This is a genomic window from Alteromonas sp. AWJ4_197 (assembly GCF_056160285.1).
Genome location: NZ_JBSWWW010000008.1, coordinates 87825 through 112458 on the forward strand (window position 1 = coordinate 87825; position 24634 = coordinate 112458).

General features: G+C 48.7%; 22 protein-coding genes. 5 read left to right on the top strand and 17 right to left on the bottom strand.

Features of this window, described 5'->3' with window-relative positions; all coding sequences use genetic code 11:
• From ACXAGC_RS18300 to ACXAGC_RS18310, 3 genes are all read right to left on the bottom strand, one after another.
• The gene (locus ACXAGC_RS18300) at nt 1-480 is read right to left on the bottom strand and encodes a hypothetical protein (RefSeq protein ID WP_474846122.1); all 480 of its coding nucleotides are present in this window, start codon (nt 478-480) and stop codon (nt 1-3) included.
• A gap of 159 nt (nt 481-639) precedes the next feature.
• The gene (locus tag ACXAGC_RS18305; RefSeq protein ID WP_474846124.1) at nt 640-1311 is read right to left on the bottom strand and encodes a tRNA1(Val) (adenine(37)-N6)-methyltransferase; all 672 of its coding nucleotides are present in this window, start codon (nt 1309-1311) and stop codon (nt 640-642) included.
• Nucleotides 1312-1364: 53 nt separating this feature from the next.
• Nucleotides 1365-2003 carry an NAD(P)H-binding protein gene (locus tag ACXAGC_RS18310; RefSeq protein WP_474846126.1) on the bottom strand — a complete coding sequence of 213 codons (639 nt, stop codon included), beginning with the start codon at nt 2001-2003 and terminating at the stop codon, nt 1365-1367.
• 60 nt (nt 2004-2063) lie between these two features.
• Between ACXAGC_RS18310 and ACXAGC_RS18315 the strand changes: the two genes are divergently transcribed.
• Complete coding sequence (locus ACXAGC_RS18315; protein WP_474846128.1) at nt 2064-4277, top strand: S9 family peptidase; 2214 nt, start codon at nt 2064-2066, stop codon at nt 4275-4277.
• Between the two features lie 52 nt (nt 4278-4329).
• Here ACXAGC_RS18315 and ACXAGC_RS18320 read toward each other — a convergent pair whose 3' ends face one another.
• Both ACXAGC_RS18320 and ACXAGC_RS18325 read right to left on the bottom strand, forming a co-directional pair.
• Entirely contained in the window at nt 4330-4704 is a 375-nt protein-coding gene (locus ACXAGC_RS18320; RefSeq protein WP_474846130.1) for a PH domain-containing protein, read from the bottom strand.
• Between the two features lie 21 nt (nt 4705-4725).
• Nucleotides 4726-7614 carry a putative bifunctional diguanylate cyclase/phosphodiesterase gene (locus tag ACXAGC_RS18325; RefSeq protein ID WP_474846301.1) on the bottom strand — a complete coding sequence of 963 codons (2889 nt, stop codon included), beginning with the start codon at nt 7612-7614 and terminating at the stop codon, nt 4726-4728.
• 140 nt (nt 7615-7754) lie between these two features.
• On the opposite strand from ACXAGC_RS18325, the gene ACXAGC_RS18330 reads away from it, so the two are divergent.
• On the top strand, nt 7755-8762 hold the full coding sequence (locus tag ACXAGC_RS18330) for a serine/threonine dehydratase (protein WP_474846303.1): 1008 nt from the start codon (nt 7755-7757) through the stop codon (nt 8760-8762).
• Nucleotides 8763-8765: 3 nt separating this feature from the next.
• Complete coding sequence (locus ACXAGC_RS18335) at nt 8766-10427, top strand: amidohydrolase (RefSeq protein WP_474846132.1); 1662 nt, start codon at nt 8766-8768, stop codon at nt 10425-10427.
• Nucleotides 10428-10502: 75 nt separating this feature from the next.
• On the opposite strand, the gene ACXAGC_RS18340 is transcribed toward ACXAGC_RS18335, so the two are convergent.
• The gene (locus ACXAGC_RS18340; RefSeq protein ID WP_474846134.1) at nt 10503-10733 is read right to left on the bottom strand and encodes a DUF1653 domain-containing protein; all 231 of its coding nucleotides are present in this window, start codon (nt 10731-10733) and stop codon (nt 10503-10505) included.
• A gap of 1 nt (nt 10734) precedes the next feature.
• The gene (gene dinB, locus ACXAGC_RS18345) at nt 10735-11811 is read right to left on the bottom strand and encodes a DNA polymerase IV (protein WP_474846136.1); all 1077 of its coding nucleotides are present in this window, start codon (nt 11809-11811) and stop codon (nt 10735-10737) included.
• A gap of 186 nt (nt 11812-11997) precedes the next feature.
• On the opposite strand from dinB, the gene ACXAGC_RS18350 reads away from it, so the two are divergent.
• On the top strand, nt 11998-12510 hold the full coding sequence (locus ACXAGC_RS18350) for a glycoside hydrolase family 108 protein (protein ID WP_119502565.1): 513 nt from the start codon (nt 11998-12000) through the stop codon (nt 12508-12510).
• Nucleotides 12511-12963: 453 nt separating this feature from the next.
• Nucleotides 12964-14586, top strand: a complete 1623-nt coding sequence (locus ACXAGC_RS18355) for a S8 family serine peptidase (protein WP_474846139.1) — start codon at nt 12964-12966, stop codon at nt 14584-14586.
• A 73-nt stretch (nt 14587-14659) separates the two neighbouring features.
• Here ACXAGC_RS18355 and nqrM read toward each other — a convergent pair whose 3' ends face one another.
• From nqrM to ACXAGC_RS18405, 10 genes are all read right to left on the bottom strand, one after another.
• Nucleotides 14660-14893 carry a (Na+)-NQR maturation NqrM gene (nqrM, locus tag ACXAGC_RS18360; protein WP_119502567.1) on the bottom strand — a complete coding sequence of 78 codons (234 nt, stop codon included), beginning with the start codon at nt 14891-14893 and terminating at the stop codon, nt 14660-14662.
• 9 nt (nt 14894-14902) lie between these two features.
• A complete protein-coding gene (locus tag ACXAGC_RS18365) occupies nt 14903-15922 on the bottom strand; it encodes an FAD:protein FMN transferase (RefSeq protein WP_474846305.1) in 1020 nt (339 codons plus the stop codon).
• A 66-nt stretch (nt 15923-15988) separates the two neighbouring features.
• A complete protein-coding gene (gene nqrF, locus ACXAGC_RS18370; RefSeq protein WP_474846141.1) occupies nt 15989-17218 on the bottom strand; it encodes an NADH:ubiquinone reductase (Na(+)-transporting) subunit F in 1230 nt (409 codons plus the stop codon).
• Nucleotides 17219-17238: 20 nt separating this feature from the next.
• A complete protein-coding gene (nqrE, locus tag ACXAGC_RS18375; RefSeq protein ID WP_119502569.1) occupies nt 17239-17847 on the bottom strand; it encodes an NADH:ubiquinone reductase (Na(+)-transporting) subunit E in 609 nt (202 codons plus the stop codon).
• A gap of 3 nt (nt 17848-17850) precedes the next feature.
• Nucleotides 17851-18483 carry an NADH:ubiquinone reductase (Na(+)-transporting) subunit D gene (locus tag ACXAGC_RS18380; protein WP_119502570.1) on the bottom strand — a complete coding sequence of 211 codons (633 nt, stop codon included), beginning with the start codon at nt 18481-18483 and terminating at the stop codon, nt 17851-17853.
• Between the two features lie 12 nt (nt 18484-18495).
• Entirely contained in the window at nt 18496-19260 is a 765-nt protein-coding gene (locus ACXAGC_RS18385) for a Na(+)-translocating NADH-quinone reductase subunit C (RefSeq protein ID WP_474846143.1), read from the bottom strand.
• On the bottom strand, nt 19250-20449 hold the full coding sequence (locus ACXAGC_RS18390) for an NADH:ubiquinone reductase (Na(+)-transporting) subunit B (protein ID WP_119502572.1): 1200 nt from the start codon (nt 20447-20449) through the stop codon (nt 19250-19252). The genes ACXAGC_RS18385 and ACXAGC_RS18390 overlap by 11 nt, the downstream gene beginning before the upstream one ends.
• Nucleotides 20450-20452: 3 nt before the next feature.
• Nucleotides 20453-21790 (bottom strand): Na(+)-translocating NADH-quinone reductase subunit A, encoded by a 1338-nt coding sequence (locus ACXAGC_RS18395; RefSeq protein ID WP_474846145.1) that lies wholly within the window; start codon nt 21788-21790, stop codon nt 20453-20455.
• Between the two features lie 684 nt (nt 21791-22474).
• Nucleotides 22475-23653, bottom strand: a complete 1179-nt coding sequence (gene fabV / locus ACXAGC_RS18400; RefSeq protein ID WP_474846147.1) for an enoyl-ACP reductase FabV — start codon at nt 23651-23653, stop codon at nt 22475-22477.
• 146 nt (nt 23654-23799) lie between these two features.
• Nucleotides 23800-24420: an FKBP-type peptidyl-prolyl cis-trans isomerase gene (locus ACXAGC_RS18405; RefSeq protein WP_474846149.1), complete on the bottom strand. Its 621-nt coding sequence runs from the start codon at nt 24418-24420 to the stop codon at nt 23800-23802.
• Nucleotides 24421-24634 lie beyond the last annotated feature (214 nt).

Sequence of the window (24634 nt, forward strand, 5' to 3'; positions counted from 1 at the left end):
TCAGCGCTCCAAAATGGGAACGCGGGTAACTGCTGAATAATTCCCGCGGTTAATCAGTACAAGGTGACTGTCAGTGACTTCAACTTCATGATTACTCTGGTAAAAACGTTTTGATAAAGCATCTCTGTGACGACGCTGCTCTTTAACCAGCAGATAGCATACCGGCTGCACCACACAACCACTGAAGAAAGCAATGAACTCCAGCGAAAACAGCCATACCGGTGATACGGGCGAGACAAATAGCGAAAAACACAGCATACAAAAGCTGATCACCACGACGACCAGCCAGATTGCCATCATACGTTTTGCCCGTTGCAAGGCTTTCTCTGCTGCACAGAACTGCCGTAAACGGTTCTGCCATAAGTTCTCCAGTTGATAAACCGTGTTATCACCGAAGTGTTCTGTGCCGGAGAAACTCTCAGACTCACTGCTAAAAGCTTCGCCTTCACTGACCTGCAGCGGAAAATTATCAAACGACATTACACAAGGCTCCCGGAAATGTAGCGCCTTTCCGGATAACCGGAAAACGTGCTGATTTCTTAGATCATAGTTTAAAGCCGTGCCCTGGCAGGATAAATTCAACTTATGGCTGATACTTATATGAAGTTATAACACCAGAAAAATGGATTCAATGATGCGCTAAAATTTTAAGTAGAATTCACGACATAAGCGGCGAAATTCTGACGTGTACTCTCCGTTACCGTCCCGAATCGCCAGTTGCTTACTATCTAAGCAATTTCTTTGCCGTTTAAAACGCCAGGCGATCAGATAAGGCTGCTTATCAACCTCTGCACTGACGTACAGCCTTTGACTGGCGTACAGTCCGGCCTTTTCTGCAGTTTCAGTAATCAATGTTTCCCGGGAGGCAGGATATACGCAGTAGAAGATCCCATCGTCAGTCAATTGACGGGAAACAACATCAAAAAGTGTAGCGGGCGACAAGCTGTCGTCAATTCTGGCGGTTGCCCGTTCTGTGGTCAGCGTTGTGTATGCCCGGGAGCCCCCGGACACTGATTCAAAGTAAGGCGGGTTCGTTATAATCACATCAAAACGGCCAGAGAATGCAAGGGAAGTGATGTCACCGGTTAACGCCTGTAACTGAGTTGACCAGGGGGATGCAGCAAAATTCTGTGCAGCCTGTGCGGCTGCCGGCTCGTCAATATCCACCGCCGTTATTTGTGCAGCAGAACTGGCCTTTTGCGCCATCATCAGAGCAAGTATGCCGCTGCCTGTACCAATATCCAGCACCCGCTTTGCATTGCCGGGCTGCGCCCAGCTTCCCAGCAACATGCTGTCAGTATTTACTTTCATGGCGCAGTTATCCTGGACCACCGCGAACTGCTTACAACGAAACCCCTTTCCCATTACTGGCTGTCAAACTCCTGCAAAGTAATCATTTTATGGGCCACTTCCGTGGCAGACACGGGGCGGTATTTATTCAGTGGACCGGCCATAAACACACCCAGAGCAGGTGCTATCATTTGCCCGAAAGCTTCCAGCGGACGGCTTTCATTTCGCTCACCCAGCAGTAATGAAGGTCTGACCGCGGATGCGTTTGGTAGTTGAGGCATCCGCATTAATGCATCTTCCAGTTCTCCTTTTACGCGCAGGTAAAAGTTGCTGCTTTTCGCATCTGCTCCCACTGAGGATATCCACACAAAACTGTCGGCGCGCTGCGCCCTGGTGAGCTGCGCGGCAACGTGGATATACTCGAAATCGACTTTACGGAAAGCCGCCTTTGAACCGGCCTGTTTAAGGGTTGTACCTAAACAACAATAAACATGGTTAACGCTGAAATAGCCCTGATAATCCTGTAGCTGCTCAAAATCGATAACCAGCGGTGTCAGCTTACCCAGCGGATCGCTGAACAAGCTAGCCGGCACAGGTCGCCGGACCAGGATAGTAATAGAATCATATCTGGGATCGAGCAATAGCTGGCGAACTAACGCCTTTCCCACCAATCCTGTCGCACCCAGCACTAAAGCGGTTTTATTGCTATTCACCTTGTGTCATCCTTTAAATATCCGACAGACTTTTATAACTAACGATTGCCAAAGATAATAATGAAAAAAACGTTACTACTCGGAGCCCTTATGCTCAGTTCACTCGTTCACGCCAAAGATTTATCCATCGAACGTATATTTGAATCACCGTCACTGGACGGAAATGCCCCGCGGAATTTACAGGTCTCCCCTGACGGACAACGGGTAACCTTCCTGCGCGGAAAGCAGGAAGATTATGATCAGCTGGATTTGTGGGAATACCACATCCAGTCCGGTGAAACCCGCATGTTATTCGACTCAGCCACCCTTGCACAAGGCGACGGTGAACTGTCTGACGAAGAAAAGGCCCGCCGTGAACGTATGCGCTTATCCGGCAGCGGTATTGTCAGCTACCAGTGGTCAGCCGACGGCAAAGCCCTGCTGTTTCCTTTAGGTGGTGACGTGTTTTATCACGAACTGGGAAAAGCAGGCGCCAGACAACTGCTTGATACGGACGCATTTGAAACAGATATCAGTTTGTCTCCGAAAGGCAATTTCATTGCTTACATCCGTGATCAGAACCTGTATGTGAAAAACATCGCCAGTGGCAAAGAAACGGCGATTACCCAGGGCGGTGGCGGCAACATCAAATATGGTATGGCCGAGTTTGTTGCACAGGAAGAAATGGGTCGTATGACCGGTTACTGGTGGTCACCCGATGAAAAATACATTGCTTTTACCCGTGTAGATGAAAAGCCGGTAGACATTATTACCCGCTCTGAAATTTATGCGGACAGCATAAAAATGATTGAGCAGAAGTATCCCGCCGCTGGCACCCCGAATGTGGAAGTGACGCTGGCAATTCAGGAAATTGGCAGCGGCGCCCGTCAATGGGTGGATTTGGGCAAAGATAAAGATATTTATCTGGCCCGCGGAGCCTGGATGCCATCCTCCGGCGTTTTCACTTATCAATGGCAAAACCGTACCCAGCAGGCGCTGGAGTTACGCGCTTATGATCTGAATAGTAAAAAACAGACCGTACTGATTAAAGAAAACAGTAATACCTGGGTTAATCTGAACGATGATTTGACCTTCCTGCCAGAGCGCAATCAGTTCATCTGGGCATCAGAGCGCGACGGCTACAAACATCTTTACCTGTATAACAATGATGGTTCTCTGGTAAAGCAGCTAACAAAAGGCAAATGGGTCGTGGATGAGCTTGAAGCCATCGATCCTGAAACGGGCAACATTTACTTTACCGGCAGGAAAGACACGCCTCTTGAGCGTCACTTATACAGTGTTTCAATTGATGATGGTGACATTCAGCGTATCTCAGAGAAAGACGGCTACCACAGCATCACTTTCTCTTCCGACGCCTCGATTTATGTAGACAGCATGTCAACGGTGAATCACCCTGCTCAGGTGAGTCTGCACAAAGCCGGTGGCGAACAAATTACCTGGCTTGAAGAGAATGCTGTAGACGACAATCATCCTCTCAGTGCCTACATGGACAGCTGGACAAAACCTGAATTCGGCACCATTACCACTGACGATGGCGCAGAGCTTTACTATCGTCTGTACAAGCCGGAAAATCTGGAAAAGAAACACCCCGTAATTGTTTATCTTTACGGCGGCCCTCATGCACAGGTTGTGACTAACAGCTGGGGCGGAAACCGCGGCCTGCTGATGCAATATTGGGTAGATCAGGGTTATGTGGTGTTCAGCATCGACAACCGTGGTTCAAACTATCGCGGCAAAGCGTTTGAAGATCCTATTTTCAAGAAAATGGGAACGGTAGAAGTGGACGACCAGGTGGCGGGTGTGAAATTCCTGCGTACACTGCCGTATGTGGATGCAGACCGCATCGGTGTTCATGGTCACAGCTATGGCGGCTACATGACACTGATGTCGATGTTCAAAGCCGGTGACTACTTTGCTGCCGGTGTCTCCGGTGCGCCTGTCACCGACTGGCGTTTGTACGACACGCATTACACTGAACGCTACATGGGTAACCCGAAAACTGATGATGATGCTTACACAGCCTCCAGCGTCTTTCCTTACGCGAAAGACTTAAAAGGCGATTTGCTGATTTACCACGGTATGGCAGACGACAACGTACTGTTTACCCACAGCACTAAACTGTACAAGCATCTTCAGGATATGGCGATCCCATTTGAAACCATGGATTACCCGGGTAAGAAACACAGTATCCGCGGCAAAGAAACCGGTATTCACCTGTACAAGACCATCACCAACTTCTTTAACCGTAATCTGCATCCTTCGAAAGCGGATTAAACAAAAAACGGGCTGCAATTGCAGCCCGTTTTGATTTCCATGCAGTCCGGATTTAACCGAACATCTGATTAGCCAGTGCGTTCTGTACGCCCTGCGCGGCATTTTTGCTCAGCTCAATTTCAACTGGTCCATCCTGACCCGACACCCAGATTTTCAGTTCAGAATCCGTATCGAAGTGTCCCGCCGTTTCCACTACAAACTGGGTAATGGATTTGTAGGGAATTGAATGGTAATTCACTTTGCGACCTGTCAGCCCCTGCTTATCAATGAGGATCATTCGCCCGGAAGTAAAGACTATTAAGTCCCTGACAAGTTTGTAAGCACTTACAACGGACTCACCTGCGCCCAGTACCGGTGCTAATTCTTCAGCCACAGCCTGCGCATCAGTTTCACTGGCATTACCTAACAACGCATCAAACAATCCCATGGGTTCTCCTTAAAATGACGTTTATGCCCGAAGCAGATTAACATTATCACGGGTATGCAGACGATTCATCAATGGTAGTGGTTTACCCAGAGCAAAACCCTGACCGTAATCTACGTTCAGTTCCCGCAATGCATCACAGGTAGCCTGGTCAGTAACGAACTCAGCGATGGTTTTCTTGCCCATACTTTGCGCGATAGCACTGATCGCTTTCACCGTTTCATGGTCGATACTGTCTCTGGCCATATTTTTCACGAAAGAGCCGTCAATTTTCACAAAATCGACTTCCAGATTTTTCAGATAGGTAAACGATGACATCCCTGCGCCGAAATCATCCAGTGCAAACAGGCATCCTTTACTACGTAGAGTTTCAATGAAATGTCTGGCTGCATTAATATTGGTTACTGCGGCAGTTTCCGTAATTTCAAAGCAGATTTTGTGTGCAGGCACTGTTGAGCGCATTACCCTGTCGACGATACCTGCGAGCCCCGACGGGTCGCCTAAAGTCAGACCGGACAGATTAATTGCCACTTTACCCAGTCTTTCCAGATGAGCAGGATGTGCTTCCAGTACCGACAAGGTGCGGTCAACCACCCAGCCGTCAACCTGATTCATCAGGCCATGTCTTTCAGCCAGCGGAATGAACAATGCGGGACTAATCAGCCCGCCATTGCCATCCGGCAGCCTGAGCAATATTTCGTAGTGTTCCAGCGCCTGCTCTTCTTTATGCATTGGCACTATGGACTGACTGTGCAATTCAAACAGCCCGTGCTGGATTGCCCGCTGCAGTGCATGTAACACACTGCTTTCTTTATTCAGCCCGCTTCCGCAGCCATCAGGCTGATGCACCACATAGCGGTTGCGGCCCTGATATTTTGCCTGATAGCAGGCGTTGTCAGCCGCCTGGATCAGTTCTGCCGCTGAACCGCTGTTTTGATCAATAGAAATGACGCCGATACTGGCGCCTACGTAGAAAAGCCGGTCTTCATAGACAAAACGGTATTCAGACACGGCTCTGATAATTTCATCAAGCTTTGCCGTAACTGCTTTCAGCGTTTGATTGGAAAAAATAATGCAGAACTCATCACCGCCAATGCGCGCCAGCAATTCATTTTCAGTAAGATGGCGGGCAAAAATACCGGCGACTTCTTTCAGTAAACGGTCGCCGGCGGGATGACCGCAGCTGTCGTTCACCAGTTTAAATCTGTCCATGTCGATAAAACACATCACACCGGTTTGCTCTCCCCGTTTAACGCTTTCAAGCAACACGTGCAGTTCGTTATCAAAAGCATACCGGTTCACCAGTCCTGTGAGCTGATCATGACTGGCCTGAAACACCACCTCTTCCTGCAGAGCCTGCTCTTTTGTCACGTCCCTGGCAATCCCTTCCACGGCAATGAGTTTGCCGTTGTCGTCACACACCGGTGTGTCGGTGAATTCAATGACAAAAATCTCTCCGTCTTTTCCCTGATAATGAACAAGATACGGTTCAGGCTTAACTCCCTTTGCGATTGCATCTGTAACAGAGTGAATATTATCCGGTACGCGGTAAGTCAGACTGGCAGACTGTTCACAAAATTCGTCAGCACTCAATCCGGTAATGGCGCTGAGTCCGGCACTGACAAAAACAAACCGGTGATCAGGTGTTCTGGTGTACACGAAGTGGCGCTGCATGTTGTCCAGTAGACGCCGGTAACGCTCCTCGCTTTTCTTTAAATCAATTTGTGCACGGAACCGCTCTGATACATCCCGCATGGTCAGCGCCAGGGTTTCTCCTGCCTTCACCATCTGAATTTTCAGCCATCCTGCCGCCGTAGCATCTGTATCGACTTTTACATAGGTCTCGTAAGGCACTCCCGAGTCTGACACTTCCTTTGCTGCGGTTGTCAGCTCAGGATGACCAAGAAATGCCATCAGGTAGTGCAGTGTGTGTGGCAATTGCCGGTTTTTCAGAGAGGGAAACAGTTCATAGCTAACGGTATTGGCTTCAAGCAGTACAAAGCCACCGGACGCGGGCTGGTAAATCATCAGTGCATCCAGACCGGCTTCGCTGGCTATCTGATAGCGCTTCTGGCTGACAGATAACCTGACTGCACCTTTTAACTGTTTATGGAAAATCCAGCTTACCAGCAACGACATCAGCACACCCGCCGCGCCCAGCAACCATCCGGCGTCGAACCTGGCGGGCCGGCTCTGTATTTGCAGTGACCAGTCGCGCCCCAGAAAAGCAATTTTGCCGGTTTCGACAATTGAACCGTCATCAGCAAAATCACCGGCTTCCAGTAAATGTGCATCAATATCGCGGATCATGAAATTAAACTGAGGCCCAACCAGCTCCCCGACCATGGCGTTAAGAATTTCACTGACATCGAAAGTGGCTACCAGGAAACCCAGTTCAGGCTCCTGCGTACTGATGGCGCGGGCGTATACTAAGAAATAATGGCCACTTGTCCGTGACTGCACCAGCATACTCTGAAAATCATCAGACAGGCGAAGTGAAGGGAGCCTTAGCGGCAACTCTTTCCTTTCAGGCTTTGCAAAGCCGGCAGCTTCTGCCCCCTGCCCTTCCGGAATAGTCATCCAGCGGATCTTCCCGCTTCTGTCTGTCACAGACAATGACGTATAGCCGTGCTGAATATTCATCAGCGACACAGCCTGAACGTTGAACCAGTCAATTTCATTGGGAGAGAAAGCAGGCCAGGTCTGCATCAGACTGATCATTGCCTGACGACGCTCTGCAGAAAACAGTTCAAGGCTGTTTTTCAGCTGACTGGCCAGTGAGGTGGCCTTGGATATACGTGACTGGCGTTCATCGTTAATGAGGTAAAAGCCTGCCGCGACGAACAGGAAACTCAATAACAAAAACAGCATGAACGGGAGCAGGTAAACCCTGCTTTTCTTTCGTTCTGGCATCACATCACTACCCGGCTATGTTGAAACCGGGGAAAATACTACAAAAGTATGAAGCTTTTATTAAGTCGCAGCATCACAGAAACAGTGATAGTGTAGAAGGTTGAAATAGCGAAGACTATCAAGGAACAAAAGTGACAGATATCCGCCTTCCCACCTTCGATGACGTGCATGCGGCGTCATTACGGCTTAAGGGAAAAGTAAGCCGCACACCTCTGCTGGAATCCTCATTATTAAACCGCTGGCTGGGTCAGCGTATTTTGTTTAAAGCAGAATGCCTGCAAACTACCGGCGCATTTAAAATGCGCGGTGCAACAAACTTTATCAGCAAGCTGGCAGAGCAAAATGCTCTCCCTTCACGCATTGTGGCAAACAGTTCAGGTAACCATGCCCAGGCCGTGGCTTATGCTGCTGCACAACAGAATATTCCAGCAACGATTTACTCCACTGAAAATATCTCTGCGGTAAAAGCCGCTGCGACTAAAAGCTATGGCGCGACACTGGCGTTGTACCCTACGCGGCCCGAAGCCGATGCAGCGGTGGCCGAAGCAGCAAAAGAAGAAGGAACTGTATGGATCCCGCCCTTTGATCATCCGGATATTATCGCCGGTCAGGGCACAGCATGTATGGAAGCGCTGGAAGATGCCGGTAAAGTGGATGCCGTATTTGCGCCTTGCGGCGGCGGTGGCCTTATCAGTGGCACCTTACTTGCTGCCAGAGCCCTGCAACCGGATGCCAAAGTCATCGGCGCAGAACCTCAGGTAGCCAACGATGCATCGCGTTCTCTGCAAAGCGGTATTATTGAATCACTACCGGGGCCCGCAAACACGCTCGCAGACGGTGCGGCCACACCTGCAGTTGGCTTGCATACCTTCCCGCTTTTACAGCAACTGAATGACTTTTACGAAGTTGATGAAATCCAGATTGCCTACTGGACCCAATGGTTACAACATTTGCTGAAACTGCATGTAGAACCCACCAGTGCCATGAGCATGGCAGCGGTAACCTCATGGGCACTGGAAGCACCAAAAGGCCAGACCGCCCTGGTAATACTTACCGGCGGTAATATCAGCCAGCAGAGCATGCAAAAAATCTGGGCGACAGACTATTTACTTCAGCCACCTAACTTAACTGAACAGGAGCAGGACTAAGCCATGTCATTGTTTAAACGTTCATTACGGTGGAGTGCCGCCGTATTGCTTACTGCCTCATTTAACTCCCTTGCCGGCACGACATTAATCAATAATATCAGCGGCTATACCCTGAATAAAAAAGGCGAGCTGATCGCCTTTTCTTCAATGCTGATAGAAAACGGCAAAGTGAAAAAACTGGATCCGGAGTCTCCCCGCGCCGATGCAGTTGTAGATGGCTATAACAATGTCTTACTGCCCGGTCTTATTGATGCCCACGGTCACCTGCTTGGCCTTGGCAGCAGTTTACTGGAAGTGGATGTCCGTGAGAGTAAAAGTGCGCAGGATGCGGCTAAGCTGGCTGCTGCCTACGCATTTGCCAATCCGGAACAGCGCTGGATCACTGGCAGTGGCTGGAATCAGGAAATGTGGCCGGACCGCAGCTTCCCGGACGCAGGCATTCTGGATAAAGCGATCCCGCGTCGCCCGGTGTGGCTGACCAGAGTTGATGCCCATGCAGGCTGGGCCAATTCAGCCGCATTAAAACTGGCCGGTATTACCCGTGATACGCCAGACCCGGTGGGCGGAAAAATTATGCGTGATGCCGGTGGTAATCCTTCTGGCGTGCTGATTGATAATGCCATGGGATTGATGGAAAAGGTGATGCCTGCCCCGGGCGCAGAACTTTACCATCAGCAGTTAAATGCCGCCTGTCAGCATTTACTGTCTGTGGGTGTTACCGCCATGCATGACGCCGGTGTACCTCATCAGGTTTACGATTTTTATCTGGCCCGTGCGGCAGAACAATCGTTGCCGGTACGTATTTACGCCATGGTCAGTGCTACAGACAAGGACCTGGACGCCATGCTGGATAACGGACCGGTACGCAGCAGTGACGATTTTCTGTTTATCCGCAGCGTAAAAGCTTATGGTGACGGCGCACTTGGAAGCCGTGGTGCGGCTTTGCTGGCTCCCTATACCGACGATCCCCATCAGACAGGTTTACTGCTTACCCAGCCTGAAGAAATGGCTCCCCTGTTCAGTAAAGTCATGAACGCCGGATTTCAGCTCAACTTTCACGCTATCGGCGACCGAGCAAACCGTATGGCGCTGGATCAATTTGAAAAGGAAATGAAAAAACATCCTGATGCTGACTTCAGAAACCGTATTGAACATGCTCAGGTGATTCATCCCGACGATCTGCCCCGGTTTGCGGAGCTGGGTGTACTGCCTTCCATGCAGCCCACCCACGCTACCAGCGATAAGAATATGGCAGAAGACCGCCTCGGAAAGGATCGCATGGCCGGTGCATATGCGTGGAAGACGTTGCTGGATTCAGGGATCCCCATTCCGCTGGGTTCAGACTTTCCTGTAGAGCTGGCCAATCCGTTTTACGGTATTCATGCTGCCGTTACCCGTCAGGACAGAAACAACCAGCCGGTAAAGGGCTGGTATGCTCACGAAGCGATGACCGTTCAGCAGGCTTTCAGAGGTTTTACGCTGGATGCTGCCTACGCCGCACATATGGAAGACAGTCTGGGTACGCTGACCCCGGGGAAATGGGCTGACTTTATTCTTGTGGATCAGGATATCTTCGATGTGGATCCGAAAGATATCTGGCGCACCCGGGTGCTGCAAACCTGGACAGCCGGAATTAAGGTATTTGATGCTGAACGCAACCAGTAACGGCCAAAACAGCGGATACAAGTAATTCAAAAGGGGCGCTTTGCGCCCCTTTTGTGATTTTATTCTACCGGATGATTAATCCCGGTCCTGCTCTTCAATATGTCTGAAGCGGGGAACCGTTTCTCCGTTCACTTCCACCTGCTCAGTGAACATGGTCAGCGGACGGACCCAAAGCCCTTTTTCACCATATTCCGGCCGGTACACCACCAGTTCCGATTCATCTTCTGAGTGCTTAGCCACACCGATGACAGTATAAAAGTTGCCTTTGTAATGTTGATACGTTCCGGGCACAACCGGCTTTGACATATTATTCATCCTCCAGTGGCAATAGCAGTTGCTCTGCCGGCAAACCGCCGGCTAATCCAATGTGAATGCCCACCAGCCTGACACCCCGGCCTCTGGCCCGCTGCCACGCTTCATCCAGCAATTCATAAAAAAATGCTTCTTCGATATCGTGATGACGGTGCTCAACGGTGGTTTGCTGGAAGTCCTGAAACTTGAGCTTCACGCCCTGAGATTTTATCAGACATTTCCGCTCACCGGTCTTTTTTAAATGCCCTTCAATGCGTTGCTGCATCTTCTCCCACAACACAGGCAGTACCGCCTTGCATTCATCAAGTGTATGCAAATCGCTGCTGAAGGTACGTTCCACTCCGATTGATTTTCTTACCCGGCTGACATTGACATCCCGCTCATCCACACCGTGAGCACGGTTCCACAGCACTGAACCGAATTTCCCCAGCTCTTTCTGCAGACGTTCAAAGGGATATTGCCGGACATCATTACAGGTAGTCAGGCCCAGACGCTGCAACTTCTGCTGTGTGACTTTGCCCACGCCGGGAATTTTTGACAGCGACATATTTCTGACAAATGCATCCAGCTTATCCGGTGTGATCACACATAACCCGTCCGGTTTATTTTCGTCACTGGCTACCTTAGCCACGAATTTGCATGATGCCACACCAGCCGAGGCAGTCAGATTCAGTTCTTCTTTAATTCGCCGGCGGATATCCTGTGCTATGAGTGTGGCGCTGCCGTTAAACAAAGTGGTGTGAGTGACATCCAGATAGGCCTCATCCAGAGACAAAGGCTCGATGAGGTCGGTATAGTCATTGAAAATTTCACGGATACGCTGACTCTCGCGGACGTACATATCCATTCTGCCGGGTACAAGAATGAGCTCAGGGCACAAACGCTTTGCATAGGCTGTTGCCATGGCAGAGCGCACACCAAATTTTCTTGCCGGATAGTTACACGTTGATATCACGCCACGGCGATCGGCGCTGCCGCCAATCGCTATGGGCTTATTGATCAATGACGGATTGTCGCGCATTTCAACTGCAGCGTAAAAGCAATCCATATCAACGTGAATAATCTTTCGCACTCTGCCACCACACTGTATATATGAACAGCATTTTAGCGGATTATGTCAACTATGCCAGTGCAAAGTTCAACACCGAATAAAAGGTCAAAATATTGCAAAAAGTTAATACAACAGGATTGTAAAACCTTATTGAAAAGATAAACTGGTAATAAGCGTAAAATTTAACCATTCATCAGGGAGGATGTCATGGCTGCTTTTTTACCCGCCTTTGAAAAAATGATTGATAACGAAGGGGGCTATACACTTCATCGTGTGGAGGGTGACCGCGGTGGTGCTACCTACGCCGGTATAGCCCGCAATTTTCATCCTGACTGGGAAGGCTGGCCACTACTTGATGCCGGCGTCCCCGACAGTCAACTGATGCCTCATGTCGCAGCGTTCTACCAGCAGCACTTTTGGGAACGGATCCGCGGAGACTTTATTGATTCTCAACGTGTAGCTGAAACCCTCTTTGATTTCGCCGTTAATGCCGGCCTGTCTGCAGCGTCGAAACTGGCTCAGGAAGTTGCTGATGTGTACGTTGACGGGATCATCGGTACGAAATCCTTAAAGGCCATCAACAACATGCCACCGGAAGTATTTCTGCATGGCTATGCACTCAAGAAAGTCGCCCGTTATGCGGAAATTGTTAATCATAATCCCTCACAGGCAAAGTTCCTTCTTGGCTGGATAAACCGGACACTGAAAGGTATTGCATAGCAAACCTTTCCGGCTCCGCCCCCAGATACGCTATCGTCCCTTTTTCCTGATTACATATTTACACAAAATTTAAGTTGGATTTCGGGATAAATCTGTTTTTATTTATCTTTTTCTTAACTTAAATTTTAGTCAGTTTTTGTTTCTCCGCTGCCCGTAATGTCTGGCCGGCATACCAATACCCCCGTTTTTTATACGTATTAAATGCCATTCATAGTTATACGGCTATATGCGTAACTCCCGATAGACTTAAGTAGTATGGATTTCGAGCTGCAGAAAAAAGCAGCGTTTACAACGTTTGTGCATAGCCGGTTTATTTCTCCTGAATGACAAGCTGACGGAACAGTTTTTGTCATCACTAAAGCAGATAAACCGATGTGTACAGACCCGGTAAAAATACCCCGTAGTAACACGCCACAGAGCGGGAGGGGATAACAACAAGACAGGAAAAAAATAATGTCCATATTACGCACATTACCATCCAAATCGGTACTCGCTACATCGTTAAGTTTAATCACATTAACCGCTACTGCAGCGTCTGCCGGCAACGGGCCGGTCAGTGTTTCCCCTGAACCACTTACCTTTGAGCAGTTAAAGAACCTGCGCCAGGATCTGCGTTTACAGGAAAGCAATGAACGCTACATTGTCACCTTTAAAAATGGTAAAGGCGCAGTGGCGGGCAAAGGCAGCATTAATGCCAGTGATAAGGCGCTGGATGTAGCATCAGTGAAATCTGCCATACAACAGGCAGGTGGCAAGACTCTTAAAGTGATGGAACGCCATGGCATGGCTGTCGTCACATTAAACAAGAAAGCACTTAACGCCCTGCGCAAGAATAAAGATGTTGATATCGCCCCTGATCTGGTGCGGGAGTTAATGGCCCAGTCCACGCCATATGGCTACACCATGATACAGGCGAATCAGCTAATCCAGTCTGATACCAGCGCCCGCAAAGTCTGTATTATTGATACCGGTTATAATCTGGGTCATCCGGATTTACCGGGCACCAATGACGGGGTAACCGGAATTGGCAATAACAGTGCAGTGGGTAACTGGTATAACGATGGTAACGGCCACGGAACACATGTTGCCGGTACGATTGCCGCCTATGACAATTCAGAGGGTGTGATCGGTGTCTATCCCGGTGCCAGCCTGCATATTGTGAAAATATTCAACGACAACGGTGACTGGACTTACGCCTCTGACATCATCACTGCTATCGACCAGTGTCAGGATGCCGGCGCTGATGTGGTTAACATGAGTTTAGGGGGTTCAGGCTCGTCTTCGGCAGAAGCGTCTGCCATGCAGGGTTTCACAGACGATAACATGCTGCTGGTCGCCGCAGCCGGTAATGCCGGCAACAGTTCACTGTCTTACCCTGCCTCCTACGATGCCGTAGTGTCTGTTGCAGCAGTTGATTCCGGTAAAAACCGCGCCAGCTATTCACAGTACAACTCACAGGTGGAAATTGCCGGCCCCGGCAGTTCAGTCTACTCCACCTATCCGGACAGCTCCTACGCCACCCTGAGCGGCACATCTATGGCCACGCCACACGTTGCCGGTGCGGCGGCCCTGGTGTGGAGCTTTCATCCCCAGTGCAGCGCCACGCAGATTAGAAACGCGTTAAATGCCACCGCAGAAGATCGTGGCAGTTCAGGCAGAGATAATCAGTACGGTTACGGCATTGTGCGGGTAGCGGAGGCGAACAGCTACCTGAATAACAACGGTTGTGATGGCAGCAGTAACGGCGGTGGAGACCCGACCGATCCGGGTGTGGAACCGGTATCAGGACAATTAACAGGATTATCAGGTTCACGGTCATCCTGGGATCGCTACACCTGGGATATCCCGGCTGGCGTTTCCACGATGACAATTCAAATCTCCGGCGGCAGTGGTGATGCCGATCTGTATGTGAGATACGGCAGCCAGCCTTCCACATCGGCCTATGATTGCCGTCCTTACAAGAACGGCAACAGTGAGGTATGCACGTTTACTGCACCGGCTGACGGCACCTGGCATATCGGCCTGAGAGCTTACAGCACTTACAGTAACGTAACGTTAAGTTACAGCTACGAGTAGAAACAAAAAAAAGGCCGGACATTCGTCCGGCCATTTTTATCATCACTTGATGTGTACTGATAAACCTGAAAATTTACAGGATCTGGTTATCCTTCCACTCAGCAATTTTTTTCTGTCTGGCTTCTTCACGCTCCAGGCGCATCTTCTTACGGTCACACGGCTCAGGACAATCACAGGCTTTCTCAATACCCAGTGCGCCTAAACCGCCGCAACTACCGGAAATGGACTTCTTCTGGATCAGATAACCCACGGCCATTGCCAGTACCATGGCAAGAAAAAACACAAACGCGAGGATAAATGTAGACATCATCGTCTCCTAATTCTTAACTTCAACCATAGTATCAAACTCAGGAGATGCATACTCCTCAAAGCCATCTGCTGTGCGACGAATTAAGAAAACGGCAAGATGTTCTTTCTCCGCCAGCGCTTTAGCTTCATCCCACCCCATCACATTGAACGCAGTGGCAAGGCCATCAGCAGTCATAGATGACGGGTCCACCACCGTTACCGATACCAGATTATGAGTAATGGGTTTACCGGTTCGGGGATCAATCAGATGAGAATAACGCTTACCGTCCATTTCATAGTAATTGCGGTAATCCCCTGAGGTGGCAATGGCATTCGTACCAATAGAGACAATTTTCTGCACCGAGCGTTCCGTTGAGACCGGCTTCTCAATGGCTATTAACCATTCCTCACCATTCCCCCGCTCGCCTTTAACACGCATTTCACCGCCGATTTCCACCAGGTAGTTGTGCAGATCATGCTTTTCCATAATCGCAGCAACCTGGTCTACACCGTAGCCTTTGGCAATAGTCGACAGGTCGACATAAACCATTGGATGCGTTTTCTTCAGACCCTGTTCTGAAATACTGATTTTATCCAGCCCGACATACTCTCGGACTTCAGAAATCTGCTCTTCAGATGGCACCTTTTCAGGACGTTTGTTCGGACCAAATCCCCACAAATTCACCAGCGGCCCCACAGTTACGTCCAGTACGTTATGACTTAGCTTGCCGAGCCTGATAGCTTCAGTCACCACCAATGACGTTTCGTCACTTAACGGAAAGGGCGTGGTGTAACGATTCTGGTTAAAACGGGATAATTCTGATGTAGGGTCATAGGTCGACATCAGTTTATTAATTTCTACTAACCGGGCATCAATGGCCTCTTGCAGACCATCAACCTGACCACGCTCATCCACTACATACTTAACATTGTATGTGGTGCCCATGGTATTTCCGTGTAAATGCACAACCTGTTTGGCTTCCTCACCACAGGCACTAAGAAAGAGTACAACGAAAGCAAGTACACTAAAACGCAGATACTGATTAATCACTTCTTATCCTTATCTATTAAAAAAGGGGGCGATGCCCCCTTTTTCAATTATACCGTTTGCTGATTAACCACCAAAGTCATCAAGCAGGATATTTTCGTCTTCTACCCCAAGATCTTTCAGCATGTTGATAACAGCTGCGTTCATCATGGGAGGACCACACATATAGAATTCACAATCTTCAGGAGCAGGGTGATCTTTCAGGTAGTTCTCAAGCAAGACATTGTGGATGAAGCCGGTATAGCCATCCCAGTTATCTTCAGGTTGAGGGTCAGAAAGTGCAACATGCCATTCGAAGTTTTCATTCTCGGCAGCCAGCTCATCGAAATCTTCTACGTAGAACATTTCGCGCAGTGAACGGGCACCATACCAGAATGTGATCTTACGATCGGTTTTCAGACGACGAAGCTGGTCGAAGATGTGTGAACGCATAGGTGCCATACCTGCACCACCGCCAACAAACACCATTTCTGCGTCAGTTTCTTTCGCGAAGAACTCACCGAACGGACCAGAAATCGTTGCTTTATCACCTTCTTTCAGGCTCCAGATGTACGAAGACATTTTACCGGCAGGCAGAGTCAGGTTATTAGGCGGCGGCGTAGCAATACGCACGTTCAGCATAATAATACCTTCTTCTTCCGGGTAGTTCGCCATGGAGTAAGCACGGATAGTTTCTTCGTCGACTTTAGACTCGATGTCGAAGAAACCAAAGCGCTCCCAGTCACCGCGGAACTTCTCAGGAATGTCGTAATCTTTGTACTTCACGTGGTGAGCAGGTGCTTCAATCTGAATGTAACCACCAGCACGGAAAGGTACGCTTTCACCGTTAGGAATTTTAAGCTTAAGCTCTTTGATGAACGTGGCTTTGTTGTCGTTAGAAATAACTTCACAATCCCACTTCTTAACACCAAAGATTTCTTCTTCCAGTTCGATCTTCATGTCCTGCTTAATAGCAACCTGACATGATAAACGGCAACCTTCACGGGCTTCACGCTTAGTGATGTGGTCAAGTTCGGTTGGCAGAATTTCACCACCACCTTCTTTGATGTCTACACGACACTGACCACAAGAACCACCACCACCACATGCAGATGATACGAAAATACCCGCTTCAGCAAGTGCGCCAAGCAGTTTACCGCCAGGCTGCGTGGTAATCGCTTTTTCAGGATCATCGTTGATCATGATGGTCACGTCACCGCTTGGTACTAACTTAGATTTGGCAAACATGATAATAAATACCAGCGCCAGAACGATGACAATGAACATGCCAACGCCAAGTAACATTTCTATACTCATTTATATGCTCCTCTGCGTTATTACAGTGCGATACCAGTGAAAGACTGGAAGCCTAACGCCATCAGACCTGCGATCATGAACACAGAGCCCAGACCACGTACACCATCTGGCATATCAGCATATTTCAGTTTTTCACGAACAGCGGCCAGCAGAACGATAGCTAACGCCCAGCCCATACCACTACCTACACCGTAGACAATACTTTCAGTGAAGTTATATTCACGTTGAACCGCGAATGCCACACCACCGAAGATTGCACAGTTAACTGTGATTAGCGGAAGGAAGATACCCAGAGCGTTATATAACGCAGGGAAAAACTTATCTAACGCCATTTCCAGAATCTGTACTAACGCAGCGATAACGCCGATAAACGTCAGGAAGTTCAGGAAGCTTAAGTCTGCATCAGGGAAACCGGCCCATGCCAGCGCACCCGGAGCAAGAATGTTTACATAGATAACCTGGTTTACCGGTACAGAGATACCCAGTACCACAATAACGGCTACACCCAGACCCATCGCTGTTTTTACTTTCTTAGATACGGCCAGAAACGTACACATACCCAGGAACAACGACAGCGCCATGTTCTCGATAAAAATCGAGCGAACGAATAAAGACAGATAATGTTCCACGAATTACTCCTTAGGCTCGACTTGTTCCGGACGGAAAGTACGAATAATCCATACCATGCCACCGATCAGGAAGAATGAGCTGAATGGCAGGATCAACAGGCCATTGCCCTGATACCAGCCACCGTTTTGTACCAGCGGCAGAATTTCGAAACCAAGGATGGTGCCGAAGCCGAACAGCTCTTTAACTGTACCGATACAAATCAGAATGAAAGAGTAACCCAGACCATTACCAATACCGTCCAGGAAGCTCATCAGCGGAGGACTCTTCATCGCATACGCTTCTGCACGACCCATTACGATACAGTTGGTGATGATCAGACCAACGAATACTGAGAGCTGTTTGGATACCTCGTAAGAGTAAGCCTTCAGGATTTGGTCTACCACGATTACCAGAGAAGCGATGATGGTCATCTGAATGATGATACGTACGCTTGACGGAATCTGGTTACGGATTGCCGAGATAAACAGGTTAGAGAACGCCACAACGCTTGTCAGCGCCAGCGACATAACCAAAGCTGTTTCCAGCTTAGTTGTAATCGCCAGTGCAGAACAGATACCCAGTACCTGCAGGGCGATCGGGTTGTTGTCTAAAATCGGTCCAAAGAGGACCTTTTTCATTTCTTTAGTGTCAGCCACGATAAGACCCCTTTATGAACGCCATGCTTGTTTCTTAAGGAACGGACCGAAGCCCTGCTCGCCTACCCAGTACTGAATTGTGTTTTCAACACCATTACTGGTCAGGGTTGCGCCGGAAAGTGCATCTACAGAGTAAGGATTATCAGGGTTAGCATTTTTCTTAACCTCGATAGCAACATCGCCGTTTTCATATAGCTTCTTGCCATCCCACTTTGCCTGCCATGCAGGGTTTTGCACTTCACCGCCAAGTCCCGGCGTTTCTTTCTGCTGGTAGTAAATCAGTTCTTTCACAGTTTCACCGTCGGCATCAACTGCCAGGAAACCATACATCAGATCCCACAGACCGCTACCGTGTACCGGCAGGATCACGCGGGTAACTTCACCGGCGTTATTGTGAACCAGATAGACACTGGCAACATTAGGACGACGTTGGAAGCCAACATTGCTGTTTACCACTTTCGTGCTTGTCTCAGTTACTTTTGCAGCTTTGTACATGTCGAAATCAGGTGAAGGCATTTCAGTGAATTCACCAGAGTCTAAGTCGACAAAACGGCGCTCAACAAACTCATCAAATTTTGCATTGATGGTGTCGTTGCTCATGCCAGTCTCGTACAGACCTGCAGCAGTAAGAATGTTTGTTTGCTTATCCAATTGGGCGTTTGTTTGTTGCAGTGAACGCAGGCCAACAGCCGCACCCGACACAACAATTGAACAAACCAGACAGACGGCAACTACTACGCCAACTGTTTTTCCTAAAGATTCTTTCTTAGCCGACACGAGCTACCCTCCGCTTGATATTGCTTTGCGCGACGAAATAGTCGAACAGTGGCGCCCACAGGTTGGCAAACAGAATGGCCAACATTACACCTTCAGGGAAGGCAGGGTTGAGGACGCGGATCAGTACCGTCATGAAACCAATGAAGATACCGTATGCCCACTTACCTTTATTGGTAAACGACGCTGATACAGGGTCAGTTGCCATGAAGAACATACCAAAGGCGAGACCACCTACAACGAAGTGCCAGTGAGCAGGCATTGCAAACATCGGGTTCGTGTCGCTGCCAATCATGTTAAGCAGAGTAGCAAAGAAGGCTACACCTACTGCAACACCGGCAACAATACGCCAGCTTGCAATTCGCATATACATGATGAACAGACCACCAATCATGATAGCCAGTGCAGATACTTCACCCGCAGAACCTGAAATGGTTCCGATGAAGCTGTTCATCCACTGATCCATGTTGCTGTAATCTAAGTTACCGGAAGCCGCCTGGCTTAAAGATGTAGCACCTGAGAAACCATCGGCTGCTACCCATACCTGGTCACCTGAAATTTGTGCAGGGTACGCAAAGTATAAGAAAGCACGGCCAGACAGTGCAGGGTTAAGGAAGTTACGGCCAGTACCACCAAAGACTTCTTTAGCGATAACAACACCAAAAGTAATACCCAGAGCAACTTGCCATAATGGAATCGTTGCGGGCAGTGTCAGTGCGAACAGAACAGAAGTAACAAAGAAACCTTCGTTAACTTCGTGCTTACGAACTGATGCAAAAAGGACTTCCCAGAAACCACCTACTGCGAACGTTACTGCGTAGATTGGTAACCAGAAGCAGGCACCGTAGAAGAACAGGCCTAACCCGCCGGCACTGGCCAAATCACCACCTAATGCAGTGAAAATAGCTGCCTGCCAGCTGTCTGGTACAGTTGCACCGGCACCCAGCGCGTCTTGCGCTTGCAAACCGATGTTGTACATACCGAAGAACATGGCCGGGAATGTTGCCATCCATACCATGATCATAATACGTTTCAGGTCGATGCTGTCACGAACATGAGTACCGGCTTTGTTTACTTTACCGGGAGTATAAAAAATCGTTGCCGCTGCTTCATACAGCGCATACCACTTTTCATACTTACCACCCGGTTCAAAATCCGGCTCGATTTTTTCCAGATACGCTTTCAAACCCATGACTTAACCCTCTTTCTCAATGGTGGTTAAACAACTGCGCAGGATTGGACCGTAGCTGTATTTGCCCGGGCACACGTAAGTACACAGAGCTAAATCTTCTTCGTCCAATTCAAGGCAACCCATTGCCTGAGCACTGTCCGTATCGCCCGCAATCAAATCACGTAACAACAGTGTAGGAAGAATATCTAATGGCATAACACGCTCATAGTTACCGATTGGTACCATTGAACGCTCTGAACCATTAGTGGTGGTTGTCATGTCGTAATCTTTCGACGACAGGTGACCCAAATAAGCACGGGTTACAGAGTGCTTATCAGAACCCGGCGTGATCCAGCCGAGGAATTTCTTCTCACGACCTTCTTTTAACGCAGAAACCTGTAAGTGATAACGGCCTAAGAAACCGTGAACACCTTGCGCTGTAGTACCGTTCAGGACAGAACCTGACACTGTACGTACTTCACCGTCAACCAGTTCACCGGCTGTCAGCTCTGCAATGTCAGCACCCAGAAGTGTTCTGACCAGGCGAGGATTTTTCGCAGCAGGACCTGCCAGCGAAACAACACGACGGTTATCCAGTTCACCGGTAGTCACGGTAGCACCAAACGCAAGAACATCCTGGTAATTAACAGACCAGACTGTTTTCTTAGCGCCAACCGGATCAAGGTTATGAATGTGCGTTCCCGCAAGACCTGCAGGATGCGGACCACCAAACTCAGCAACGTCTACAGTCGCATCACCGGTAGACACTGACGCGCCTGCGGCTTTACAAACGTAAACCTTGCCACCACTCAGTTGCTTCAGCACTTTCAGGCCGGCAACAAAATCATCACTGCGCTCAGCGATGATTGCCGCAGGATCTGCAGCAAGGGGGTTGGTATCCATTGCATTCACAAAAATGGAGGATGGTACAGAACCTAAAGCAGGTACTTTACTGAACGGACGCGTGCGTAACGAAGTCCACAGACCGGAGTCTACCAGTAAGGTTTGCAGTTGTTCCTGAGAAGCGTTTGCGATCTGGTCTGCAGCAATTTTCTCAAAAGTAACAGCTTCGTTACCTTCGATTTTCACTACTACAGATTGAAGAACACGTTTAGCACCACGGTTTACCTCTACCACTTCGCCCGCAGCTGGTGCAGTAAACTTAACGCCCGGATTCTTTTTGTCTTCAAAAAGAATCTGGCCTTTAGCCACTTTGTCACCAACCTGGACATGCATGGTAGGACGCATGCCAACATATTCTTCTCCCAGAACGGCAACGCGCGTGACAGCAGATCCATCGGAGATTTGCTGTTGCGGCGCTCCCTTAATAGGGAGGTCGAGACCTTTCTTGATTTTTATCATACGTAATCGCACTACTCTAATAGAAGAACCCTTATGCATGACTGCAGCATCCGCTGCCTGCATGCAGAAGCGCACTTACTAAATTAGGTATCCGTCACCTAAACTATTTATTGATTTTCCGTTGCAGCGTTCATGCACTCACCTTGCGGCGTTGCAAACCTCGATACGTGCCGGGATATTATCGTTATATTTTTATAGGGCCGGACATCAGCTGAAACCTGCACACATGCTATTGCCGGTGCGGTACTGAAGCGTGAGCCGGAAGCAGGGATATAAATACCCTCTACTTAACTACGGGATTTTAGCATTATCGCAGCACTTTAGGCTATGCAAATAATGGATTATCCACAATTTTTGTTAATTTTTAATATAACCACTGTGTGTTTTTCGCTATGTAATCGTTACATCCGCCTCAGCCAAAACTCTTCAAGTGTAGTCTATCTTTGGTCTGACGCTTAACGGGGTCACACATTGTAATGCCATGACATAAGTCACTGGTTGGGATTGGCGGCGAAAGTTTACCACAAAGTTTTTCGAAACTGACTAAGACTTAACGCCTAATTACTGCGTGTTAACCCTTATTGCACAAATTTCATCCACATTGTCAAAACACACTTTGCAGATACATTAAAAAATGTACAAAAAAGCCGTCTGTCACGACGGCTTCTGCAAAATATTAATGAATTACCACTTCACCAGCGGATCCACATCGGCGTCGTAATCAACACCGTCAATGTCAAAGCCGAACAGTTTCAGGAACTCATGATGATAACCGGCATAATCGCTTAACTCATGGAAGTTTTCCTGCGTTACCTGATCCCACAGCGCTTTAATTTTCGCCTGTGTTGCATCATTGGTTTCTTTCCCGTCCATGCGGTAACGGTTCGCTTCGTCCAGTGTCGGGCTGTCGCTGTACAAGCACTCGCTGAACAAGCCGGCGATTTGTTCGATACAGCCTTCGTGGGTACCTTCTTCTTTCATCACTTTGTAGATCAGAGAGATATACAGAGGCATCACAGGAATAGCAGAACTGGCCTGGGTGACCAGCGCTTTCAGTGAAGATACATTTGCTTCAACCAGTTTTTCTGTGTGCTTGCCAATAATCGCAGCGGCTGCGCGATCAAGGTCTTCTTTGGCTTTACCGATAGTCGCCTGACCATATATCGGCCAGGTAAGTTCTTTACCGATATACGTATAGGCAGTGGTCTTACAGCCTTCAGCCAGAACACCGGCTTCGCCCAGGAAATCCATCCAGCGTTCCCAGTCTTCGCCCCCCATCACTTTGATGGTGTTGTGAATTTCTTCATCGTTGGCAGGCTCTAACGTCACATCATGAACTTTGTCTTTATCTGTGTCGTAGGTTTTAGTGGTATACGCCTGACCAACAGGCTTCAGCGTAGACTTATAGGTTTCGCCTGAAACGGGATCAGTACGGCGGGGAGATGCCAGTGAGTAAATAACAAGATCCACAGAACCCAGGTCTGCCTTAATTTGCTCAATCACCTGCGCCTTCATCTCGTCAGAGAACGCATCGCCGTTTAAGGTTTTCGCGTACAGTCCGTTACTCTCTGCCTGCTGATGAAAAGCCGCAGTGTTATACCAGCCAGCAGTAGCTGTTTTACGCTCAGACGGCTCTTTTTCGAAACAAACACCTAAGGTTTTAGCACCATAGCCAAAAGCGGAAGTGATCCGCGATGCCAGACCGTACCCTGTTGAACAACCGATCACTAAAACATTTTTCGGGCCTTCACCCGCAACGCCCTGCTGGCGAACGTATTCAATTTGCTCAGCTACGGAAGCTGCACAGCCTGCCGGGTGCGCATTTGTACAGATGAAGCCTCTGACTTTAGGCTTGATAACCATAGTAGTTTTTCCTTTATTAATTGTGCGCGTATTGTAATAGCGTCTGTCGGGATAACAACTCTGAGCAGATCCAGCTCTGAATTATTAAAGAGAAAAGTCGTCAAAGATGCAAAGAGCGGCAGTCCGGTGACTGCCGCAGCAGGCAGTTAGCCCAGAATATCAAGCAGTTCTACATCAAATACTAATGTAGAGTACGGTGCAATTGCGCCACCTGCACCTTGCTCGCCGTAGGCCAGCTCGTAAGGAATATACAGTTTCCACTTAGAGCCAACAGGCATCAGCTGCAGTGCTTCAGTCCAGCCACGGATAACACCGTTCACCGGGAACTCAGCAGGCTGACCGCGCTTGTAAGAACTGTCGAAAACAGAACCGTCAATCAGTGTACCGTGGTAGTGAACACGCACGTTGCTGTCAGCAGCAGGCTTGTCGCCTTCACCGGCTTCGATGACTTCATACTGCAGGCCGCTTTCAGTCACAGTGACTTCTTCACGCTCGGCGTTCTTTGCCAGATAGGCTTCACCTTCTTCGATTACCGCTTTGCTCTGCTCAGCTTTAGCAGCCTGCATACGCTGATGGATTTCACCGAACGCATTACGCAGGGTATCGGTGTCAACCTGTGCAGCCTGGCCGTTAAACGCATCGCTTAACCCTTCTACAACTGCTTCTAGCGCAAGGCCTTCGAATGGGTTAGATTTAAGTTGCTCTCCCATTTGGAAACCAACACCGTAACTTGCTTGCGTTTCTACGCTGGTATATTTATCGGTCACATTGACTCCTGAAATTAAATTACAAGATTTGTTTATTTTTTGGGCTAATTATGACTACATTGAAGGCCAAGAAATAACCTGCCGGCAAGTTTATCATATCGGGCTGCAACATGCTTGGGGCTTGGGATTTGTTAAATGAACTTTTCATTAAGGTTTAATTTATAACTCAAAGTGGTTAGACAAGTTTAACAATTTTGAAGTAAGGTTATGGGCA